The sequence below is a fragment of the Arthrobacter sp. BL-252-APC-1A genome, from assembly GCF_009696625.1.
In the GTDB taxonomy this organism is placed as follows: Bacteria; Actinomycetota; Actinomycetes; order Actinomycetales; family Micrococcaceae; genus Arthrobacter_B.
On the sequence record NZ_VULS01000012.1, the window covers coordinates 25,201 to 44,499 of the forward strand.

Below are 19,299 nucleotides of genomic sequence, written 5' to 3' on the forward strand. Positions count from 1 at the left end.
GGCGGAGCGGCGATTTTGTACCGTTTTGGTCCATGTGAAAACATGAAGAAAGAGCCAATTTCCGTGGTTCTTAGGCCTGCCGCCGATGCGCAGGCAACCGCGACGCAGCCCCTCCCGGGCCGCACAGAGAACTGGTAGCAGCATGGACGGCATCTCTACTGCCCGGAGGGTACTCCGGAGGCTGGGTTCGTTCTCCTTTGTGGGGACCGTGGCCTTTTTGGTGGACATCGGCCTGTTCAACCTGCTGGTCTCCACGGTGCTGGACGACAATCCCATTTCCGCCAAGATCGTCTCCGTCGTTGTGGCCACCACGATCTCCTGGCTGGGCAGCCGCTACCTCACCTTCCGCAGGACCCGCGGCCGGAGCGTGCGTTCGGAGACCATCCTCTTCGCGCTGACGAACCTGATCGGGCTGGGCATCGCCACCGGCTGCCTGTTTGTCTCCCACTACGTCCTCGGTTTCACCAGCCAGTTCGCCGACAACATCTCCGGCAACATCATCGGTGTCCTGCTCGGCAACGTCTTCCGTTACTTCGCCTACCGGTACATCGTGTTCACGGAGCCGAGGGGCAGCGTGGGCAGCCCCGCGCGCGAAGACGCAGAACTGCCCCGCTAACCTCACATGGCAGGCGGTTCCGGCGACCCCGGGGCCTGGCTTGGCATGGACGGCCCCGGAGGCGACGACGGCGCCTGGCCCGGTTCAGAGCTCAGCACTGCCACCTCGTACCGTGCCAGCCCGGCGGTCTCTCCGCCGTCGGCCACGAACTCGGCGCCCGTGGAGAAGCTGGATTCATCGCTGGCGAGGAACAGGACCAGGTTCGCGATTTCTTCCGGCTCGCCCCTGCGGTGCAGCGCCACATGTTCCTGCCCGCCTTCCAGTCCCTCTGTCATGGGTGTACGGATGGCACCCGGGTGCACTGAATTGACCCGGATTCCGTAGGGACCGAGATCAATCGCAACAGACTTAGTCAGCCCGCGCACCCCGTATTTGGCGGCCGTGTATCCCGGCAGGTCCTTGTACCCCTGCAGCCCGGCTGTGGAGGAAATGTTGATGATGGATGCCCCCGCGGAGCGCTTCATTGGTTCCACCACGGCCTTGATGCCCAGGAATACGCCGGTGAGGTTGATTCCGATGATCGTGTTCCACTGCTCCAGCGTGTAGTCCTCGATGCTGCCGAAATTCGCTATGCCGGCGTTGTTCACCAGAACGTCAAGGCCACCAAACCGCTCTTCCGCTTTCCGGACGGCCGCCGCCCAGTCGTCGGGGCTGGTGACATCCAGGTGGACGAAAGCCGTTGCCGCACCCACGGAATCAGCAAGCGCCCGGCCCTCGTCGTCGAGCACGTCTCCGATGACCACCTGTGCACCCTCCTCCACCAGCCGGCGCACCACGGCCGCCCCGATGCCCCGCGAACCCCCGCTGACCAAGACCGTCTTGCCGCTGACCCGTCCCATGGAACCTCCTTGAATTCCGGCCGCAGGGGCGTCGGTACCCCTGGCAACTGCCGTATGGCACATCCAACTACCCTGTGCCCTGGAAGTCACGAAACTGCCGGCTCAGAGGTGGCGGAGGAACCTCTCCGGTGAACTCAGGAAGGACCGCCAGCTCTCCACCAGGTCAAGATCCTCCCAGGTCCGCCGCCGCAGCCCCCAGGTGCCCACTTCCAGGATCTCTGCCCCGGGCAGCGCTGCCAGCAGCGGTGAGTGGGTGGACATGATGACCTGTGACCGGCCGTCGGCAAGCAGCCCCTTCAGCACCGAGAGAAGCCTGAGGCAGCCGGAGAAGGAGAGCGCCGATTCAGGCTCGTCCAGCACCCAGAGCCCGCGTCCCCGGAAGCGGTCGGCAGCCAGCTCCAGGAAGGACTCTCCATGGGACATTTCGTGGAAGGGGATGTCTGGCCGGTCCATGCGGGGATTCTCTTCGAGATACGTGTAGAAGCCGTGCATCGTTTCGGCCCTCAGGAAGTATCCCCTCCGTGTGGCCTGAGCCGTTTTCCCCCACGAGGATGGTAGCGGGCCCCAAATCGAGGCCGCGGTCCAGTATCTGGGCCACCGGCGGCAGCACTGCCGGCCAGGTACTGCGCTCCAGAGGGTGGGCGGGGTCTTCCTCCAGTCGGCGGACCGGGAATCTGTGCATGGCCATGCGCCCCATTGTTACAGCACGCATGGAGCCGGCAGGCGCCGGGACCGGATACCGGATGGACGCTGCCTCGGGTTCCGCCCGGAAACCCGCTGAACTGCCTGCAGCAGCACAAAGGCCCCCTGCCCGGTCCGGCGTGTAACCGGTACCGGGCCGGAGGCCCTTGGCTTTTCTGTGCCTAGACTGACTGCTTGGCGGTGTCCGGAGCGTTGCCGTAACGCTCCGCCTCGATGTCTTCCAGGGTCCGGCCGCGGGTGTTCGGGGCCCACAGGACGCCGATCACCATGGCTGCCACGAGTGCACCGATCATGATCATGCCAACGAACGGCACGCCCTGTTCGGCCAGCAGAGTGGGGAACCAGTAGCTGAGCACGCCGACGACGATGCGTGCCACGAAGAACAGCACGCCCTGAGCGCTGGCGCGCAGCCGGGTGGGGAACATTTCTGCGGCCCAGAGAGCGTAGAAGGCCTGGGCGCCGATGCCTGCGGAGATACCCCAGAGGGCGGCGAACAGGATCAGCACCGGCATAGTGACGTGCGCGAAGACCAGCAGCAGCCAGGCAATGATGCCCAGCACGGCTCCGATGCCATAGAGCTTGCGGCGGTCAACCCGGTCGCCGTACTTCATGAAGCCGAAGTAGGTGGCTACCACGGTGAGGGTCCACAGGAGTACCTGCAGCAGGTTCTGCTGGGTGGCGGATTCGACGCCCGCGGTCTCGTAGACGCGCGGCATGAAGATGCCCATCTGGCCGGCAACCAGGTTCCAGAGCGCGTAGACGCCGGTCAGGAACAGCAGGGCCTTGAGGTTGGTGGCGTTGGTGAGCAGTTCACGGTAGTTCCGGCGCTTGATTCCGCCGGCTTCGGCCGTGCGGCGCTCTTCGTCGGACTTCTTCCAGGTGACAGATTCCGAAAGGCCCCGGCGAATCCACCAGGTGACAAAGGCGACCACAAAGAGGTGGGCAAAGATGATTCGGCTGCCCGTCAGGCCAAGCGGCACCACGATGGTGGCGAACAGGAACACCAGTGCCGGGCCAAGCGACCAGGCCAGCTGGGCGGTGCCCACGTGCTTTGCGCGGTGTTCGGCAGGGGCTTCCTCGGCGATGTAGGTCCAGGCCACCGGTACACCGGCGCCCACGGCGATGCCGGTCAGGATGACGCCGACAATGAGCATCCAGGGAGCCACGGCGAAAATGACCAGCAGTGTACCGAGCATGTAAAGGATGAGGTCATAGGTGTAGATGAACTTCCGGCCGTACCGGTCACCCAGCGGTCCGCCGATGAGTGCGCCAATGGCCGCACCGAACGCGTTCGCGCTCAGGGCCGCGACGAGTCCCACCAGCAGGTTGCTGAACCCGAAATACTCCTGCCACAGGGACAGGCTGGTGGCCAGTGCGATGATCGAACCGGCCTCGATGTAGTTGGACATGGACACGGCGATGGTGGCTTTCCATCCGCCGAGCTTCGTGGTGCTCATGGCGAGCCTTTCTGCAACAGTGAAGAAGGTGCTGTGAAGCGGGCACGGCTGTGCCCCGGATAAAACTGGGTTAGGAGAGGTGGAAGTACTGCGTCAGCGCCTGCGCCGAGGTACCTTCCACGAAGTACTGGGCCATCTCGGCCTGCCACCGGGTATTGACGGGATGCGCGTCCATGAGCTTTTGGGTGGCTTCGGCGTCTTCCGCCTCAAAGTAGCCCACAACCAGGCCGTCTTCCGGGCGAAGGAACAGCGAGTAGTTCCGCCATCCGGTCTCGCGCAGCGCGTCCAGCATTTCCGGCCAGACCCGCTGGTGGACCTCGACGTACTCGGCGAGCCGCTCCGGGCGGATGTGCAGCAGGAAACAGCCGCGCGTGCTGGTGACCCCGGCAGGAAGCTGAACCAGCTCCTGCAGCTCGGCCGTGGCTAGGGGAGAGCCCATGCATCACTCCTTCGTAATGTGGCGGGTCCGGGAGGACTTCGCACCAGTGGCGGCAGCAGGGGTGGCCACCCCGGGAGGATGGGCCGGCCGAGCGGATCCTGTGAGGGACCTCTCATGCACTGCCGGACTCATAGTACCCAAAAATTGAGACGTTTCAAGAAGTCGTTACTCCCGCTGCCACTGTTCTTTACAGGGACCACGTTTGACCTTCCCAGCATGAACGGCATACTTTGATGAAACGATTCAATGCGGTGCCCAGCATGACCCGGTGCCGCCCGCCGGCTACCACAGAGAAGTGACGCACATGCCTGTATTCGACGACATCGCCCCCCAGCTGGCCGCACAGGCCATCGAACTCCCGTCCTGGGCCTTCGGCAACTCCGGAACCCGCTTCAAGGTCTTCTCGACGCCGGGAACTCCGCGTACGGTGCAGGAAAAAATCGCCGACGCCGCCCAGGTTCACCGCTTCACCGGGCTGGCACCGGCCGTCGCGCTTCACATCCCGTGGGACAAGGTGGACGACTATGCCGCCCTCGCCCGCTACGCAGCAGACCAGGGCGTATCACTGGGCACCATCAACTCCAACACCTTCCAGGACGAGGAATACAAGTTCGGCTCCCTCACCCACGCTGATCCGGGGGTACGCCGCAAAGCGATCGACCACCACCTGGAGTGCCTGGAGATCATGAACGCCACCGGGTCCAGGGACCTGAAGATCTGGCTTGCAGACGGCACCAACTACGCCGGGCAGCAGGACATGCGCGGACGCCAGGACCGCCTGGCCGAATCCCTGGCGGAGATCTACTCCAACCTGGGTTCCGAGCAGCGGCTGGTGCTGGAGTACAAGTTCTTCGAACCGGCTTTCTACCACACCGACGTGCCGGACTGGGGCACGGCGTACACCCAGGTCGCCGCGCTGGGCGACCAGGCCAAGGTCTGCCTGGACACCGGCCACCACGCACCGGGCACCAACATTGAGTTCATCGTGATGCAGCTGCTGCGCCTGGGCAAGCTGGGCTCCTTCGACTTCAACTCCCGCAACTACGCCGACGACGACCTGATTGTCGGAGCCGCAGACCCGTTCCAGCTCTTCCGGATCATGGTCGAGGTGGTGCGCGGCGGCGGGCTCAACCCGGAAAACGGCGTGGCCTTCATGCTTGACCAGTGCCACAACATCGAAGACAAGATCCCGGGCCAGATCCGCTCGGTGCTCAATGTCCAGGAAATGACGGCCCGCGCCCTGCTGATCGACGGCGAAGCACTGGCCGCCGCGCAGGCGGCGGGGGATGTCCTCGGGGCCCACGAAGTCCTCATGGACGCGTTCTACACCGACGTCCGCCCGCAGCTGGCTGCCTGGCGCGAATCCCGCGGCCTGCCGGCCAATCCGATGGCAGCCTACGCAGCATCCGGGTACCAGCAGCGCATCGCTGAAGAGCGCGTTGGCGGAACCCAGGCTTCCTGGGGCTCCTAAGCCGCCCGCGCCGTCCCGCTCCCAACGAATTCCACCCACTCCACGAGGAGACTTCCGCATGAACGCCCACGCCAGCAACACGACGACCGGTCGGACCGTCGCCGCAGACCTCATCGCCCGTTCCAACCGGCTCGGATCAGACCCAAAGAACACCAACTATGCCGGCGGCAACACCTCCGCCAAGGGCACCGCGGCGGACCCGGTTACCGGTGAGGACATCGAACTGCTGTGGGTCAAGGGATCCGGCGGGGACCTCGGAACGCTCACCGAGAAGGGCCTCGCTGTGCTGCGCCTGAACCGGGTACAGGCACTGAAGAACGTCTACCGCGGTGTGGAGCACGAAGACGAGATGGTTGCGGCCTTCGACTACTGCCTGCACGGCAAGGGCGGAGCAGCGCCTTCGATCGATACCGCCATGCACGGGCTGGTCGATGCAGCCCACGTTGACCACCTGCACCCGGACTCCGGCATTGCCATCGCAACGGCAGCCGACGGCGAGGAACTCACCGCGAAGATCTTCGGTGACAAGGTGGTCTGGGTACCGTGGCGCCGCCCCGGGTTCCAGCTGGGCCTGGACATCGCCGCGATCAAGGAAGCCAACCCCGGCGCTGTTGGGACCATCCTCGGCGGCCACGGCATCACCGCCTGGGGTGAGACCAGCGACGAGGCCGAGGCGAACTCCCGGTGGATCATTGACACCGCCGAGGCGTACATCGCCGAACACTCCAAGGCTGAACCGTTCGGTCCGGTACTGGCCGGCTACGAAGCTCTTCCGACGGCCGAGCGCCATGCCAAGGCCGCAGCCCTGGCCCCGGTGATCCGCGGACTGGCATCGCACGACCGCCCCCAGGTGGGCCATTACATGGACGATCCGCGGGTCCTTGATTTCCTCTCCGCTGCCGAGCATCCCCGGCTGGCTGCGCTGGGCACCTCCTGCCCTGACCACTTCCTGCGCACCAAGGTGAAGCCGCTGGTCCTGGACCTGCCGGCCGACGCACCCGTCGAAGACTGCATCGCGCGCCTGAAGGAACTGCACGAGGCCTACCGGGCCGACTACCAGGCCTACTACGAGCGGCACGCCGACGCCGCCTCCCCCGCCATGCGCGGAGCCGACCCGGCGATCGTGCTGGTGCCCGGCGTGGGCATGTTCTCCTGGGGCAAGGACAAGCAGACCGCACGCGTGGCCGGTGAGTTCTACCTCAACGCCATCAACGTCATGCGGGGTGCCGAAGGCATCTCCACCTACGCCCCGATCGATGAGTCGGAGAAGTTCCGGATCGAATACTGGGCCCTGGAGGAAGCCAAACTGGCCCGGATGCCCAAGCCCCGCAGCCACGCCACCCGCGTCGCTCTGGTGACCGGCGCGGCGTCGGGGATTGGAAAGGCCATCGCCACCCGCCTCGCCGCCGAGGGCGCCTGCGTGGTCATCGCCGACCTGAACCTTGAGGCTGCCGAGCAGGTGGCAGCCGAACTGGGCGGCTCCGACGTGGCTATTGGTGTCCGCGCCGACGTGACCGATGCGGGGCAGGTTGCCGCCGCCATCGATGCCACGGTGCTGGCCTTCGGCGGAATCGACCTTGTGGTGAACAACGCCGGCCTGTCCATTTCCAAGCCGCTGCTGGAAACCACCGAAAAGGACTGGGACCTGCAGCACGACGTGATGGCCAAGGGCTCCTTCCTGGTGGCCAAGGCCGCTGCCAAGGCCATGATCGCCCAGGAAATGGGCGGGGACATCCTCTACATCTCCTCCAAGAACTCCGTCTTCGCAGGCCCGAACAACATTGCCTACTCCGCCGTCAAGGCCGACCAGGCCCACCAGGTGCGCCTGCTGGCCGCGGAACTGGGCGAACACGGCATCAAGGTCAACGGCATCAACCCCGACGGCGTGGTCCGCGGCTCCGGCATCTTCGCCGGCGGCTGGGGAGCCAAGCGGGCAGCGGTTTACGGTGTGCCCGAGGAGGAGCTGGGCAAGTTCTACGCCCAGCGCACCCTGCTCAAGCGTGAGGTCCTGCCGGAAAACGTGGCCAACGCAGCCGCAGTGCTGACCAGTTCCGACCTCTCCCACACCACCGGCCTGCACATCCCGGTCGACGCCGGCGTCGCCGCCGCGTTCCTGCGCTAAGCGGCGCAGCAGGAAAGGACAGAGTGACCATGGAGCAAACGGCATCCGTAGCGGCCGTCGACCTCGGGGCGACCAGCGGCCGGGTCATCCTCGGCGGCGTGTCCGGCGGCCGGATCCGGATGCGGCACGTGGCCCGTTTCCCCAACCAGCCGGTCCGGCTGCACGAGGGGGACGGGCCCGGCCTGCACTGGAATATCACCGAGCTCTACCGGTCACTGACCGCCGGGCTGGCCCAGGCCTTCCGGGAGGAACCTGACGTCCGGTCCATCGGCGTCGACTCCTGGGCAGTGGATTACGGGCTGCTGCGCGGCGGGAAGCTGCTCGGCCTGCCCTACCACTACCGTGACCACCGCACCGCCGGCGGTGTCCAGGCCGTGCACGCGGCAGTTTCCCCGGAGGAGCTCTATTCCCGCAGCGGGCTGCAGCATCTCCCGTTCAATACCGTGTTCCAGCTGGCCGTGGACCGGCAGCGCGGGGACCTGGCGATGGCGGAGCGGGCGCTGATGATCCCGGACCTTATTGCCTACTGGCTCACCGGCAGGCAGGTCACGGAGGAGACCAACGCCGCAACCACCGGACTGCTCGATGCCCGGACCCGGCAGTGGGACACAGCGCTGATGGACAGGCTCGGGCTTTCCGCTGACCTGTTCGCTCCGCTCATCGCTCCGGGGAAGCAGATCGGCAGACTCCTGCCCTTTGTGGCCGAAGAGCTCGGTGCCCCGGCCGGCGTTCCGGTCACCGCAGTCGGTTCACACGACACTGCATCCGCTGTAGTGGCTGTTCCGTTCGCCGATGAGAATGCAGCCTTCATCTCCTCGGGCACCTGGTCGCTTGTGGGTGTTGAATTGCCCGGCCCGGTACTGACTCCCGAGAGCCATGCCGCCAACTTCACCAATGAAGGCGGCGTGGACGGGCGCATTCGGTACCTGAAGAACGTGTCCGGGCTGTGGCTGCTCTCCGAGTCCATCCGCACGTGGGACGGACCCGGCACCACCGATTCCCAGCGCACCAGCAACCTGGCCGAGCTGATCAGCCAGGCGGCAGCGGTCACCGCTCCGGTGCCGGTGTTCGATGTGCAGGACGAACGCTTCACGGCACCGGGCGATATGCCCGCACGGATTACCGCCTGGTGCGAAGAGCACGGAGTGCAGCCGCCCCGCGGGCGGGCCGAAATGGTCCGCTCGATCCTTGAATCGCTGGCAGCCGCCTACGCGGATGTCATCGAACAGATGGAAACCCTCACCGGACGCAGTATCCGCACCGTGCATGTGGTGGGCGGCGGCTCGCAGAACACCCTGCTCTGCCAGCTCACGGCAGACCGGACCGGGCGCACGGTTTACGCTGGCCCGGTCGAAGCCACGGCGATTGGCAACGTGCTGGTCCAGGCACGGGCTGCGGGCCTGGTTTCGGGCGGGCTGGAGGAACTGCGCCGTCTGGTTGCCCGCACCTTCGAACCGATCCGCTACGAGCCGCGGGTCCGGGCTGCCCTGTAACATCAGCCGGCGCTCCGGCGCCCAAAGGACATGCTGCTTACAATAAGAACCTGTCCCGCGGGCCCGGCCCGCCGGTGACGGTGCCAGGAGAAGTGGACCCCGTCCGGACGGAAGAGAAGAGAAATGGACAGATTCCCGGTCAGCATCAAGGACGTCGCCCGGGAAGCCAAGGTCTCGATTGGAACGGTTTCCAACGTGATCAACCGGCCGGAAGTCGTCTCCGAGGACCGGCGCCGCCGGGTCCTGAAGGTGATCGAGGACCTTGGATATGTCCGCAACGACGTCGCACGCCAGCTCAAGGCCGGCCGCTCCCGGACCATCGGACTGGTAGTCCAGGACACAGGCAACCCGTTCTACAACGAGATCGCCCGCGGAGCCGAAGCCGCAGCGGATACCCTCGGCCAGGCCGTAATCGTGGGCAACTCGGGGCTCTCCCGCACACGCGAAGAGGTCTACCTGGATCTGTTCGAGGAACAGCGGGTGCGCGGGGTGCTCATTACGCCGCAGTCCTCCCAGGACCGCAGCCGCATTGACCGGCTTAGTTCCCGCGGCACTCCGGTGGTGCTGGTGGATGAACAGGCTCCCGCCGCCCAGTACTGTTCCCTGGCAGTGGACGACGTCGAAGGCGGGCGATTGGCAGTCGCCCACCTGCTCTCCGGAGGCGCGCGCAGCATCACGTTCGTGGGCGGCCCTGCAGGCCTGCACCAGGTGACCGACCGACAGGCCGGCGCCCAGGCAGCCGTGGAAGCAGTGCCCGGATCTTCACTGGACGTCGTAGGCACCACGGCCCTGACGGTGCTTGAGGGCAGGCGGGTGGGCGAGGAACTGCTCCGCCGTCCGGCCCGGTCCCGGCCCGAGGCAGTGTTCGCCGCCAATGACCTGCTGGCGATCGGGCTGCTGCAGGCCTTCGTCTTCGACCACCGCATCCGGGTGCCCCAGGACATCGCCCTGGTCGGTTATGACGACATCGACTTCGCGCCGTCCGCGATCGTTCCCCTGTCTTCCATCCGCCAGCCGGCCCGGCTGATTGGGCGCACTGCGGTTGAGCTGCTGGAGGACGAGCTGGCTGAAGACCACCGCCACCGCCACGTGAGATTCCAGCCGGAGCTTGTGGTTCGGGAGTCCTCGGGCGCCCGCTAGCAGCAGGGACCCGCCGGCCACGGCTGCAGGCATAGAAAAGACTGCGCCCCGGCCTTTCGAGACGGGACGCAGCCTGGTGGAGATGGGGGGAATCGAACCCCCGTCCGACGCCGACGTGCCTGGGCTTCTCCGGGCGCAGCCTGCTGTGGATTTTCTCGGCCCCAGCCCTCCCGCAGGCGGGTGGCTGATCCAGGCCCAGCCGTTCCAGTTGTCCCGGACACCTGAACGGCAGCGGTGTCCGGCAGTGGCTTCCTTAACGACGCCAGGATCCGGAACGGAAGCGTTTCCGGTCTGACGGACTCACTCTGGCCTAGGCGGCGAGAGCGAAGTCAGTGCGCATAGGTTTGGCACTTATTTGTTTACAGGGGGCGTTTGCGAGATAACCCTGCATCCTCGGCCCGCTTCCCCAGGTACGGCAAACATCGTCGATACCGATCATCCCCATATTCAGTTACACAGCCATTAACCCACCGGCACCCCGGAACATTCCAGCCCCTGCGCAAAGATGGAACACATGCAGATCCTGGACCGCACATTCTCCGAACTCACTGCCGAGGCACGCCGCCTTGCTGCTGGGCCCCGGCGCATCCTCGGCATCACCGGCCCGCCCGGCGCAGGCAAATCCACCCTGGCCTCCGCTCTGGCCGCAGAACTGGGACTTCAGCTCGCCGTCGTGGTTTCCATGGATGGCTTCCATCTGGCTAACCAGGTCCTGGAGTCAAGGGGGAACCGGGAACGCAAAGGCGCCCCGGATACGTTCGACGACGGCGGGTACGCGGCACTGCTGGGCCGGCTGCGGGAGCAGCAGGAGCCGGTGGTCTACGCCCCGGAATTCCGGCGGGACATCGAAGAACCCATTGGCTCGGCCGTCCCGGTGGAACGCAGCGTCCCGCTGGTCATCACGGAAGGAAATTACCTGCTGCTGAACTCCGGTGACTGGTCTCGGGCCCGGGCCCAGCTCGACGCCGTCTGGTATCTCGAACTGGACGAAGGTGAACGGCTGAAACGGCTGGCAGCACGGCATGAATCATTTGGAAAGAGCCCCGCTGACGCCCGGGCGTGGGCACTGGGCAGTGACCAGGCCAACGCGGAACTGGTTGCCCGCCACGCAGGCAACGCCGACGCCGTCATACGCCTGCGTGCTTAACCGGTTACCCCATATTTCTCCTCTCTGAGGGGCGCTTTTGGATTACCGGGCCGGGAGGAGTTTGGTTGAGTCCATGTCCGTGAACTTCCTCCGCCGGGTGCTTCAGCTGCTGGCCGGCCTTTTCTTCTACGGTTTCTCCATCGGATTGATGATCCGTGCCGGTCTGGGCGTCTCGCCGTGGGACGTGCTGGGGCAGGGCACCAGCATCCAGACGGGGATCGCGTTTGGGCTTGTCACCAACCTGATCGGGCTGGCGGTGCTGCTGCTCTGGATTCCGCTGCGGCAGAAACCCGGTGCAGGTACGGTCCTGAACGTTCTGCTGGTGGGACCGAGCGCCGAGGTGGCGCTGGCCCTGGTATCCGAACCGGCGCAGCTGTGGGCCCGGATCCTGATGTTCGCCGCCGGACTGGGACTGCTGGCGGTGGCAACCGGACTGTACATCGGTGCGCGGATGGGGCCCGGCCCGCGGGACGGACTGATGACCGGACTCCATGCCCGTTTCGGCTGGCCCCTGTGGGCGGTGCGCACAGGCATTGAAGTTACTGTGCTCGCCATCGGCTGGGCGCTCGGGGGCGCCGTCGGACTGGGCACTGTGGCTTTTGCCCTGCTGATCGGTCCCATGGTCAACCGCACCGTGCCGTTCTTCCACATTCCGGCACGCCCGGCGTCCGCTGTCTGAGCCCGCCCGTCCTCCGTCGAGAGGGCACTTACGGCTCTTCTGACGGCTGAGAAGAGCCGTAACTGGCCTTTCGGCGGGGCAGGGAGGAAGCGTTACGCGGGGACCGCGACCGCCAGCGGCAGGCTGCCGCACGGATAAACTGCCGCCAGGCGCCCGGCGTACTCGGCTCCGCGGAGTTCCATCCGCAGCAGATCAGGAGCGTTGCGCCAGTCCCCCACCAGAAGCCGTCCGGCCGCCAGCTGCGGATCCGCTGAGACCACTACACGCCCTACCCGGTTGACCAGGGACGCCTCGGGGTGCAGGCTGCGCAGGTCCGGGAGCAGCACTTCCTCCAGCGACTCCACGAAGACATCCGCGCCCACCACGCCCACAACCCGTCTGCCCACGCTGACAGGGGAAGTGAGGGTAACGGTGTACTCGTCAGTGCAGATGAAATCCACATACGGGCCGGTCACATGGCTGGCACCCGTCTCCAGCGGAACCGAGAACCATTCCCGCCTGGCATAGGCCTCCCCCATGCTCTCGAGTGAAGTGAGCAGCTGGTTTTCCTTGCTGCGGCCCTGCCACCAGGCCATATGCCAGGGCGCATCGCTTACAGCCTGGTGCGCTGCCACGAACCCGCCTCCGGCAACCGGATAGTCGCTGCCTCCCAGCAGCGCAGTCGTTAGGGGCTCGACGGCGGCATCCACCTCCCGGCGCAGCGGCGGCGCCGCCGGGTCGCTGAACAGGGCCCCCAGCCGGGGCTTCCACTCTTCGAGATGTTCCAGGAGCTCCTGGAAAAAGATGCCGACGTCTTCCGGCTGCGCTGCCGGAAACGGTTGGGATTCACTGCGGGAAATGCTCATGCTTTCCTCCTGGCGGGTGCGGGGGGTGATGGCTCCGCCGTAGTGAGGGCGGCGGAGTGCAGACGGGTATGTTCATCGATCAGCCAGGCCACGGAGGCCTGGACATACTGGCGGACCAGTGAGCGCGCCGTCGAGGGATCGGCCCCGGAGACAGCAGTGCAGATCCGGCGGCACAGCCGAACCATGGTGGAGTCAAAAACCGGGTCGGCGTGCGCCAGGCCCAGGAGCGACCCGTAGTCGGTATGCAGGCGGACGTATTCTCGGGTCAGCCGGGCTGACTGGCTGAGTGCCGCCAGTTCCAACAGGAAATCCCCGACGGCGCGGCTGCTGCCGGCGGGTACATCCAGCAGCTGTTCCAGCGCCTGCACGTCCTCGTGTTCGGCGGCTTCGGCAGCCAGCTCCGCGGCAGTGGCCGCGATGGCGGCGTAATGGATGGCGAGGTCACGCAGCTCCACCCGACTCATGGAGGTCAGCCGGCGCCGCACCAGCACTGACCGGTCCCCCGAAGGCAGCGTCACAAAAGTGCCGCCTTCGCGTCCGCGCCTGGTTTCAACCAGCCCGCGGGAGCGCAGTCCGGCCAGCGCTTCTCGGGCCGTCACTGTGGCAACACCCATGGACGCAGCCAGTTCCATCTCGGTTGGCAGACGGTCTCCGTCCAGCAGCGCACCAGCAGAAATCCCCTGAACTATGCGCTCTTCGACGCGGCTGGCCTTGCCGGCGTCACCCAGCGGAGCGAAGACAGCAGTTAGGAGGCGTTTCTGGGGAGCGGTGTTGTGGGGCATGTTCACGATCTTTCCAGCTTGACGGTCCGGCTGGCGCCAGAGTGCGGGGCCGCGCATCCGTAACAAGAAATTTACTTGAAGTGACGTGAATTACATATAACATCTGGTTTCATAGCTTTACTACCTGACGCGCTTCGGCGCTTCCAGCTGAAGTGAAAGGAACCACCGTGCGAGCCAGTGCTGCACCTATCTCCACCTCCGCCGAGGAACAGGCTGCTCCCGGCAACGCCATCAGCCTCTCGGCCGTGACGAAGAGCTTCGGCGATTTCACCGCGGTCAAGGACCTGGATCTGGACATCCGGTCCGGCGAGTTCTTCTCCCTGCTGGGCCCCTCCGGCTCCGGCAAGACAACGGTGCTGCGCATGGTCGCCGGCTTCGAGCCCGTTACCAGCGGCATCATTAAGCTGCACGGCACCGATGTCACGGCCAAGGCCCCCTTTGAACGCGACGTCAACACCGTCTTCCAGGACTATGCGCTCTTCCCCCACCTGACCGTGGCCCAGAATGTGGGCTATGGCCTGAAGCTGCGCAAGACACCCAGGCCTGAACGTGAGCGCCGCGTCGCCGAGGCACTGGAGATGGTCCGCCTGCCCCACGTCGCCGGGCGGCTGCCTTCCCAGCTCTCCGGCGGGCAGCGGCAGCGAATTGCCCTGGCACGGGCACTGATTCTGCGTCCACAGGTTCTGCTCCTCGATGAGCCGCTCGGCGCCCTGGATAAGCAGCTGCGCGAACAGATGCAGATTGAGCTCAAGCAGATCCAGCGTGAGGTGGGCATCACCTTCATCTTCGTCACCCACGACCAGGAAGAGGCACTCACCCTCTCAGACCGGATTGCTGTGTTCAACGACGGCGGGATCGAGCAGGTGGGAACCCCGGAAGACCTTTACGAGCGGCCTGCCACCCGCTTCGTGGCAACCTTCCTTGGCAGCACCAACCTGGTGGAGGGCGAACTCTCCCGCCGGCTCACCGGCGCCGACGGCCTGGTGAGTATCCGCCCCGAACGGATCCACCTTGCTGCCCCCGGTGCCCTGGCACCGGAGGGCTTCTCCTCCGTTCCGGCAGTCATTGAGGAAATCGTGTACACCGGGCCCACTACGCGCTACGTCGCCCTGACCGACACCGGGGACCGGCTGATCGTCCAGGAGCAGAACGACTCCCGGGCCACGGAAGCAGCCCGCGGCGACGCCGTCGAACTGCAGTGGCCCTCCCGGTTCAACTTCCACGTCTCCTAAAACCTTTATCCCACCCGGCCAGCCACCACCGGCCTGCACCACCCGCTCCGCACCCACTATGAAAGGTTCACCCATGAAGATCACCAAGGCCCTGCCGCTGGCAGCGCTCGCCTCGCTCTCGCTGGTCCTGGCCGGCTGCGGCGGGGACGCCTCCACCACGGACTCCGGCACCACCGGCATCCAGGTTCCGGACCTGCCCATGGCCACGGAAATCGGCGAAAGCGAAGGCCAGGTCAACATCATTGCCTGGGCCGGCTTCGTGGAAGACGGCTCCACCAACCCGGACGCCGACTGGGTTTCCGCGTTCGAGGAAGAGACCAAGTGCCAGGTGAACCGCAAGGTCGGTGCCACCTCGGATGAAATGGTCCAGCTGATGCGCAGCGGTGAATACGACCTGGTTTCGGCCTCCGGCGATGCCTCCCTGCGCCTGATCGCCGGCGGCGACGTGGCCCCGATCAACACCGACCTGATCCCCAACTTCGGCAACATCGTGGACGGCCTGAAGGGACAGGTCTACGACACGCTCAACGGCAAGAGCTACGGCGTTCCGATCGGCCGCGGCGCGAACGTGCTGATGTACAACACCGACCACGTCGCCCAGGCACCGGATTCCTGGGCGCCGCTGTGGGAAGAGGACACCGACTACGCCGGCAAGACCATGGCCTATGACTCCCCGATCTACATCGCCGACGCCGCCGTGTACCTGATGGCCACGCAGCCGGACCTGGGCATCACCAACCCGTACGCCCTCGACGAGGAGCAGCTCGCTGCTGCCGTCGAACTGCTCAAGACCCAGAACGGCCTGGTGGGCGAGTACTGGAACGACGCCCTGAAGGCCGTCAGCTCCATTTCCTCCGGCACCGCCCACATGGGCACCGGCTGGCAGGTCATCGTGAACCTGGCCCAGGGCGACGGCGGCAAGGTTGAGTCCGTGCTGCCCAAGGAAGGTGCGACCGGCTGGTCCGACACCTGGATGATCGCCGCCGAGTCGAAGAACCCGAACTGCGCCTACAAGTGGATGGATTACGCCTCCTCCGCCGAGGTCAACGCCCAGATCTCACAGAACTTCGGCATGGCCCCGGCCAACGCCCTGGCCTGTGAAGGTTCCGAAGCCAACGCAGCCCACTGCGAGACCTTCCACGCCACCGATGAGGACTACTACAAGCAGGTCTGGATGTGGACCACTCCCGTTGAGCAGTGCGTTGACGGCCGCACCGACGTGACCTGCACCAACTACCAGGAATGGACCAAGGCCTGGACTGAGATCAAGGGCTAGTTCCAGCCCGTACTGACCGCCGGTGGGCGGCGGAGAGAACTGCCGCCGCCCACCGGCTTCCAACCTCCCAGCCGCGCACTGCGGCACCACGTCCCACAGGCCCGGCCCAAGAGGAGAATCGGCGGAGATCCGCCGGAAAAGCGCCATGGCAGTAATCCACGAAACCCCGCCCCCGCCCGCAGCGGCGGTGCAGCCCCGCAACAGCCTGGGCGACCGCATTTCCCGCATGCTCTATGCCCGGCCGAAAGCCCGCCTGACCGGACTGCTCCTGCTGCCGCTCGGCTGGCTCGGCGTGCTCTATATCGGGTCATTGATCCTGCTGTTCATCACCGCCTTCTGGCGCACGGACAGTTTCACCTCGAAGGTCATTCCTGCGTTTACGCTGGAGAACTTCATTGAGATCATCACCGTCCCGGCGTACCAGCAGACCGCCCTGCGGACCATCGGCATTGCCCTGGCGGTCACTGTTCTCTGCGCCGCACTGGCCCTGCCCCTCGGGCTCTACATGGCAAAAGTGGCTTCGCCGAAAATGCGCGCAGCCCTGGCGATCGGCATCACCCTGCCCCTCTGGGCCGGTTACCTGGTGAAAGTCTTCTCCTGGCGCATCACCTTCTCCTCCGGCGGCCCGCTGGACTGGCTGCTGGCGCCGCTGGGCATGACCGGCCCCGGCTACGGAACTGCCGCGCTGATCGTGACCCTGGCCTACCTGTGGTTCCCGTACATGGCAGTGCCCGTCTACAACGCCTTCCGGCAGATCCCCGACAGCCTGTTCGACGCCTCCTCCGACCTCGGCGCCAAAGCCTGGGCCACCGTGTGGACGGTAGCAGTTCCGCTGCTGAAGCCCGCCTTCGTCGCCGGGTCCATCTTCACCTTCTCGCTGAGCCTGGGCGACTACATTGCCGCGCAGTTCGTCGGCGGCAAGACCCAGGTGATCGGCACCGTGATCGCCTCGAACATCAACCTCAACCCGCCGCTCGCCGCGGCCTTCGGAACCGTGCCGATCATCGTCGTCGTGCTTTACCTGTTCCTGGCCCGCAAGTCCGGCGCCCTGAAGCAACTGTAGGAGAGACCCATGAGGCTATCGGCTTCTGCCAAAATCACCCTTCGGGTCTTCGCCGGCCTGGTTATGGCCGCGATTTACCTGCCCCTGCTGCTGGTCATCGCGAACTCGTTCAACGCCACCACCTCGGGCGCGTTCCCGATTCAGGAATTCACCACCCGCTGGTGGGTCGCCGCCTGGCACAACGAGGGCGTGCGGGAGGCCCTGTGGACCTCGCTCAAGGTTGCGTCCGTCGCTACCGTGATCGCCCTGCTGCTGGGCTCAATGGTGGCCTTTGCCCTGTCCCGGTACGACTTCTTCGGCAAGAACACCATCAACCTGCTGGTGGTGCTGCCCATCGCGCTGCCCGGCATCGTCACCGGCGTCGCCCTGAACAACACGTTCAAGACCGTGCTGGAACCGCTGGGGATCGGTCTGGGGCTGTTCTCCGTGATTGTTGGCCATGCGACGTTCTGCATCGTGATGGTCTTCAACAACGTCCAGGCACGGCTGGGCCGGATGAACCGCGGGCTGGAGGAAGCGGCCATGGACATGGGCGCCAACGTGGTGAAGACCTTCTTCCAGGTCACGTTCCCCGGGTTCCGCTCGGCGTTCGTTGCGGGCGGGCTGCTCGCCTTTGCGCTGAGCTTCGATGAGGTGGTGGTCACCACCTTCACCGCCCCGCCCGGCACCGAAACGCTCCCGATCTGGATCTTCAACAACATGGCCCGCCCCAACCAGGCGCCCGTGGTGAACGTCATTGCCGCCGTGCTGATCGTGGCGTCGATGATCCCTGTCTACCTGTCCCAGCGGCTCACCGGGGATGACAAGAAGTAACCGGTCAGCGGGTGGCGGCGCACTCCGGGAGCAGCTCCGCCATCCGCTCATCACTCAGCCGGGACAAGGCCGTGAGCAGCGTGGTGATCCGCTCGCGCTCCGCCCTGGTGAACCGGCTGGAGTCCAGGATGTCGCTGACCCACAGCCCGTCCATGGCCAGGCGGATGACGACGCCGATGATTCCCGCCGGGTCCCGCGGGCCCAGGTTCGCTGCATCCAGCCGGCGGTTCAGGTACAGCAGCGACTCTGCGAGGTTGGGGCGGCTGATGGCTGTTTCCAGCAGTGCGGCCTGGTCCATGGAGCTGTTGGCCCGGACGTCGGAGAAGGCCTTGATGTAGGCCCGTTCCTGGGCTCCCACCGGATCCGGGTCCGCATCGGCCAGGTCTCCCAGCCGGTGCACCAGCTGCACGATCATGTCCTCGACGTCCTGCTCAATCTCGGTAATGGACGCACCAGCGGCGAACATTGCGCTCTCTTTTCTTTTTTCCTGCTGCTTATGTCTTCCGGCGGAGGATCCGCCGGGATGAACCGGCTAGTCTAGCCCGTTTCCGCGCGGTTCTCAGCTTTGGCCCGGTTCGGCGGTAGGGTGTGCGCATGCCAGTCGAGGTCCGGCCCGCAACGGTGTTCGCAGATACTGCCGCCGTCCTGGGTCCCAAGAATCCTGAATCCAACGCCTGCTGGTGCCTGAGCTACCGGCTGCTGAGCTCCAAGGAGAACCAGGCGCTGCAGCGCCAGGCACGTGGAGAGAAGATGCGGGGCCTGCTGGGCGAAGTGCCGCCTCCCGGCGTCCTGGCGTACGACGACGGCGAGCCGGCCGGGTGGGCAGCGATTCATCCGCGGGCGGACACCTCATTTGCGAAGAACCGGAAGATTCCCATTCTCGATGACCTGCCGGTGTGGTCCCTGTGGTGCGTCCGGGTCCGTCCCGGCCACCGCGGCAGGGGAATCTCCCACGCACTGGTGTCCGGCGCCGTCGACTTCGCGCGAGGGCACGGGGCACCCGCCGTCGAGGCTTACCCGGTGGACAACCAGGGCGAAAAAGTGGAAATGACCATGGCATACGCCGGCACCCGCAGCCTTTTCGAGGCAGCTGGATTCGTTAAGGCCGCGGACACCTCGTCTGTCCTTAATGGTTTTCCCCGGGTCCTGATGCGGCTGGCTTTGTAGGGAGCCGGGCTGCGGC

18 protein-coding genes, 1 other RNA gene and 1 pseudogene are annotated in these 19,299 nt (G+C 65.7%); 12 read left to right on the forward strand and 8 right to left on the reverse strand.

The features are described from left to right. Window positions 1–142: 142 nt before the first annotated feature. Window positions 143–616 carry a GtrA family protein gene (locus tag FYJ28_RS15425; RefSeq protein WP_154579939.1) on the forward strand — a complete coding sequence of 158 codons (474 nt, stop codon included), beginning with the start codon at window positions 143–145 and terminating at the stop codon, window positions 614–616. A gap of 2 nt (window positions 617–618) precedes the next feature. Here FYJ28_RS15425 and FYJ28_RS15430 read toward each other — a convergent pair whose 3' ends face one another. The 4 genes and pseudogenes from FYJ28_RS15430 to FYJ28_RS15445 form a co-directional block, all read right to left on the reverse strand. Then, window positions 619–1,455: an SDR family oxidoreductase gene (locus tag FYJ28_RS15430; protein WP_154579940.1), complete on the reverse strand. Its 837-nt coding sequence runs from the start codon at window positions 1,453–1,455 to the stop codon at window positions 619–621. A 102-nt stretch (window positions 1,456–1,557) separates the two neighbouring features. Continuing rightward, window positions 1,558–2,143 (reverse strand): annotated as a pseudogene (locus tag FYJ28_RS15435) (AAA family ATPase). A gap of 175 nt (window positions 2,144–2,318) precedes the next feature. Then, entirely contained in the window at window positions 2,319–3,614 is a 1,296-nt protein-coding gene (locus FYJ28_RS15440) for an MFS transporter (protein WP_154579941.1), read from the reverse strand. Between the two features lie 70 nt (window positions 3,615–3,684). Then, window positions 3,685–4,053 carry an L-rhamnose mutarotase gene (locus tag FYJ28_RS15445; RefSeq protein ID WP_082413202.1) on the reverse strand — a complete coding sequence of 123 codons (369 nt, stop codon included), beginning with the start codon at window positions 4,051–4,053 and terminating at the stop codon, window positions 3,685–3,687. A 304-nt stretch (window positions 4,054–4,357) separates the two neighbouring features. On the opposite strand from FYJ28_RS15445, the gene rhaI reads away from it, so the two are divergent. From rhaI to FYJ28_RS15465, 4 genes are all read left to right on the forward strand, one after another. Continuing rightward, window positions 4,358–5,524 carry an L-rhamnose isomerase gene (gene rhaI, locus FYJ28_RS15450; RefSeq protein ID WP_055238931.1) on the forward strand — a complete coding sequence of 389 codons (1,167 nt, stop codon included), beginning with the start codon at window positions 4,358–4,360 and terminating at the stop codon, window positions 5,522–5,524. A 58-nt stretch (window positions 5,525–5,582) separates the two neighbouring features. Then, window positions 5,583–7,646 carry a bifunctional aldolase/short-chain dehydrogenase gene (locus tag FYJ28_RS15455; RefSeq protein WP_154579942.1) on the forward strand — a complete coding sequence of 688 codons (2,064 nt, stop codon included), beginning with the start codon at window positions 5,583–5,585 and terminating at the stop codon, window positions 7,644–7,646. Window positions 7,647–7,675: 29 nt separating this feature from the next. Continuing rightward, window positions 7,676–9,139 carry a rhamnulokinase gene (locus FYJ28_RS15460; RefSeq protein WP_154579943.1) on the forward strand — a complete coding sequence of 488 codons (1,464 nt, stop codon included), beginning with the start codon at window positions 7,676–7,678 and terminating at the stop codon, window positions 9,137–9,139. A gap of 123 nt (window positions 9,140–9,262) precedes the next feature. Then, window positions 9,263–10,279, forward strand: coding sequence for a LacI family DNA-binding transcriptional regulator (locus tag FYJ28_RS15465; protein WP_154579944.1), 1,017 nt, complete (start codon window positions 9,263–9,265; stop codon window positions 10,277–10,279). A 74-nt stretch (window positions 10,280–10,353) separates the two neighbouring features. Here FYJ28_RS15465 and ssrA read toward each other — a convergent pair. Further along, window positions 10,354–10,722, reverse strand: a transfer-messenger RNA (tmRNA) gene (gene ssrA / locus FYJ28_RS15470). A gap of 71 nt (window positions 10,723–10,793) precedes the next feature. Here ssrA and FYJ28_RS15475 point away from each other — a divergent pair. Both FYJ28_RS15475 and yczE read left to right on the forward strand, forming a co-directional pair. After that, entirely contained in the window at window positions 10,794–11,426 is a 633-nt protein-coding gene (locus FYJ28_RS15475; protein WP_229780509.1) for a nucleoside/nucleotide kinase family protein, read from the forward strand. Window positions 11,427–11,499: 73 nt separating this feature from the next. Beyond that, window positions 11,500–12,105 (forward strand): membrane protein YczE, encoded by a 606-nt coding sequence (gene yczE / locus FYJ28_RS15480; RefSeq protein WP_055238935.1) that lies wholly within the window; start codon window positions 11,500–11,502, stop codon window positions 12,103–12,105. A gap of 92 nt (window positions 12,106–12,197) precedes the next feature. On the opposite strand, the gene FYJ28_RS15485 is transcribed toward yczE, so the two are convergent. Both FYJ28_RS15485 and FYJ28_RS15490 read right to left on the reverse strand, forming a co-directional pair. Further along, complete coding sequence (locus tag FYJ28_RS15485) at window positions 12,198–12,950, reverse strand: PDC sensor domain-containing protein (protein WP_154579946.1); 753 nt, start codon at window positions 12,948–12,950, stop codon at window positions 12,198–12,200. Beyond that, on the reverse strand, window positions 12,947–13,732 hold the full coding sequence (locus FYJ28_RS15490; RefSeq protein WP_195840699.1) for a FadR/GntR family transcriptional regulator: 786 nt from the start codon (window positions 13,730–13,732) through the stop codon (window positions 12,947–12,949). The genes FYJ28_RS15485 and FYJ28_RS15490 overlap by 4 nt, the downstream gene beginning before the upstream one ends. Window positions 13,733–13,899: 167 nt before the next feature. On the opposite strand from FYJ28_RS15490, the gene FYJ28_RS15495 reads away from it, so the two are divergent. The 4 genes from FYJ28_RS15495 (at window position 13,900) to FYJ28_RS15510 (ending at window position 18,116) form a co-directional block, all read left to right on the forward strand. After that, entirely contained in the window at window positions 13,900–14,964 is a 1,065-nt protein-coding gene (locus tag FYJ28_RS15495) for an ABC transporter ATP-binding protein (RefSeq protein WP_326831761.1), read from the forward strand. Between the two features lie 73 nt (window positions 14,965–15,037). Further along, entirely contained in the window at window positions 15,038–16,240 is a 1,203-nt protein-coding gene (locus tag FYJ28_RS15500; RefSeq protein ID WP_154579948.1) for an extracellular solute-binding protein, read from the forward strand. 145 nt (window positions 16,241–16,385) lie between these two features. Continuing rightward, complete coding sequence (locus FYJ28_RS15505) at window positions 16,386–17,303, forward strand: ABC transporter permease (protein WP_082413205.1); 918 nt, start codon at window positions 16,386–16,388, stop codon at window positions 17,301–17,303. Between the two features lie 9 nt (window positions 17,304–17,312). Continuing rightward, window positions 17,313–18,116, forward strand: a complete 804-nt coding sequence (locus FYJ28_RS15510) for an ABC transporter permease (protein ID WP_055238939.1) — start codon at window positions 17,313–17,315, stop codon at window positions 18,114–18,116. Between the two features lie 4 nt (window positions 18,117–18,120). On the opposite strand, the gene FYJ28_RS15515 is transcribed toward FYJ28_RS15510, so the two are convergent. Beyond that, on the reverse strand, window positions 18,121–18,582 hold the full coding sequence (locus FYJ28_RS15515) for a hypothetical protein (protein WP_055238940.1): 462 nt from the start codon (window positions 18,580–18,582) through the stop codon (window positions 18,121–18,123). Window positions 18,583–18,710: 128 nt separating this feature from the next. Between FYJ28_RS15515 and FYJ28_RS15520 the strand changes: the two genes are divergently transcribed. Next, the gene (locus tag FYJ28_RS15520) at window positions 18,711–19,283 is read left to right on the forward strand and encodes a GNAT family N-acetyltransferase (protein ID WP_154579949.1); all 573 of its coding nucleotides are present in this window, start codon (window positions 18,711–18,713) and stop codon (window positions 19,281–19,283) included. Window positions 19,284–19,299: the final 16 nt, after the last annotated feature.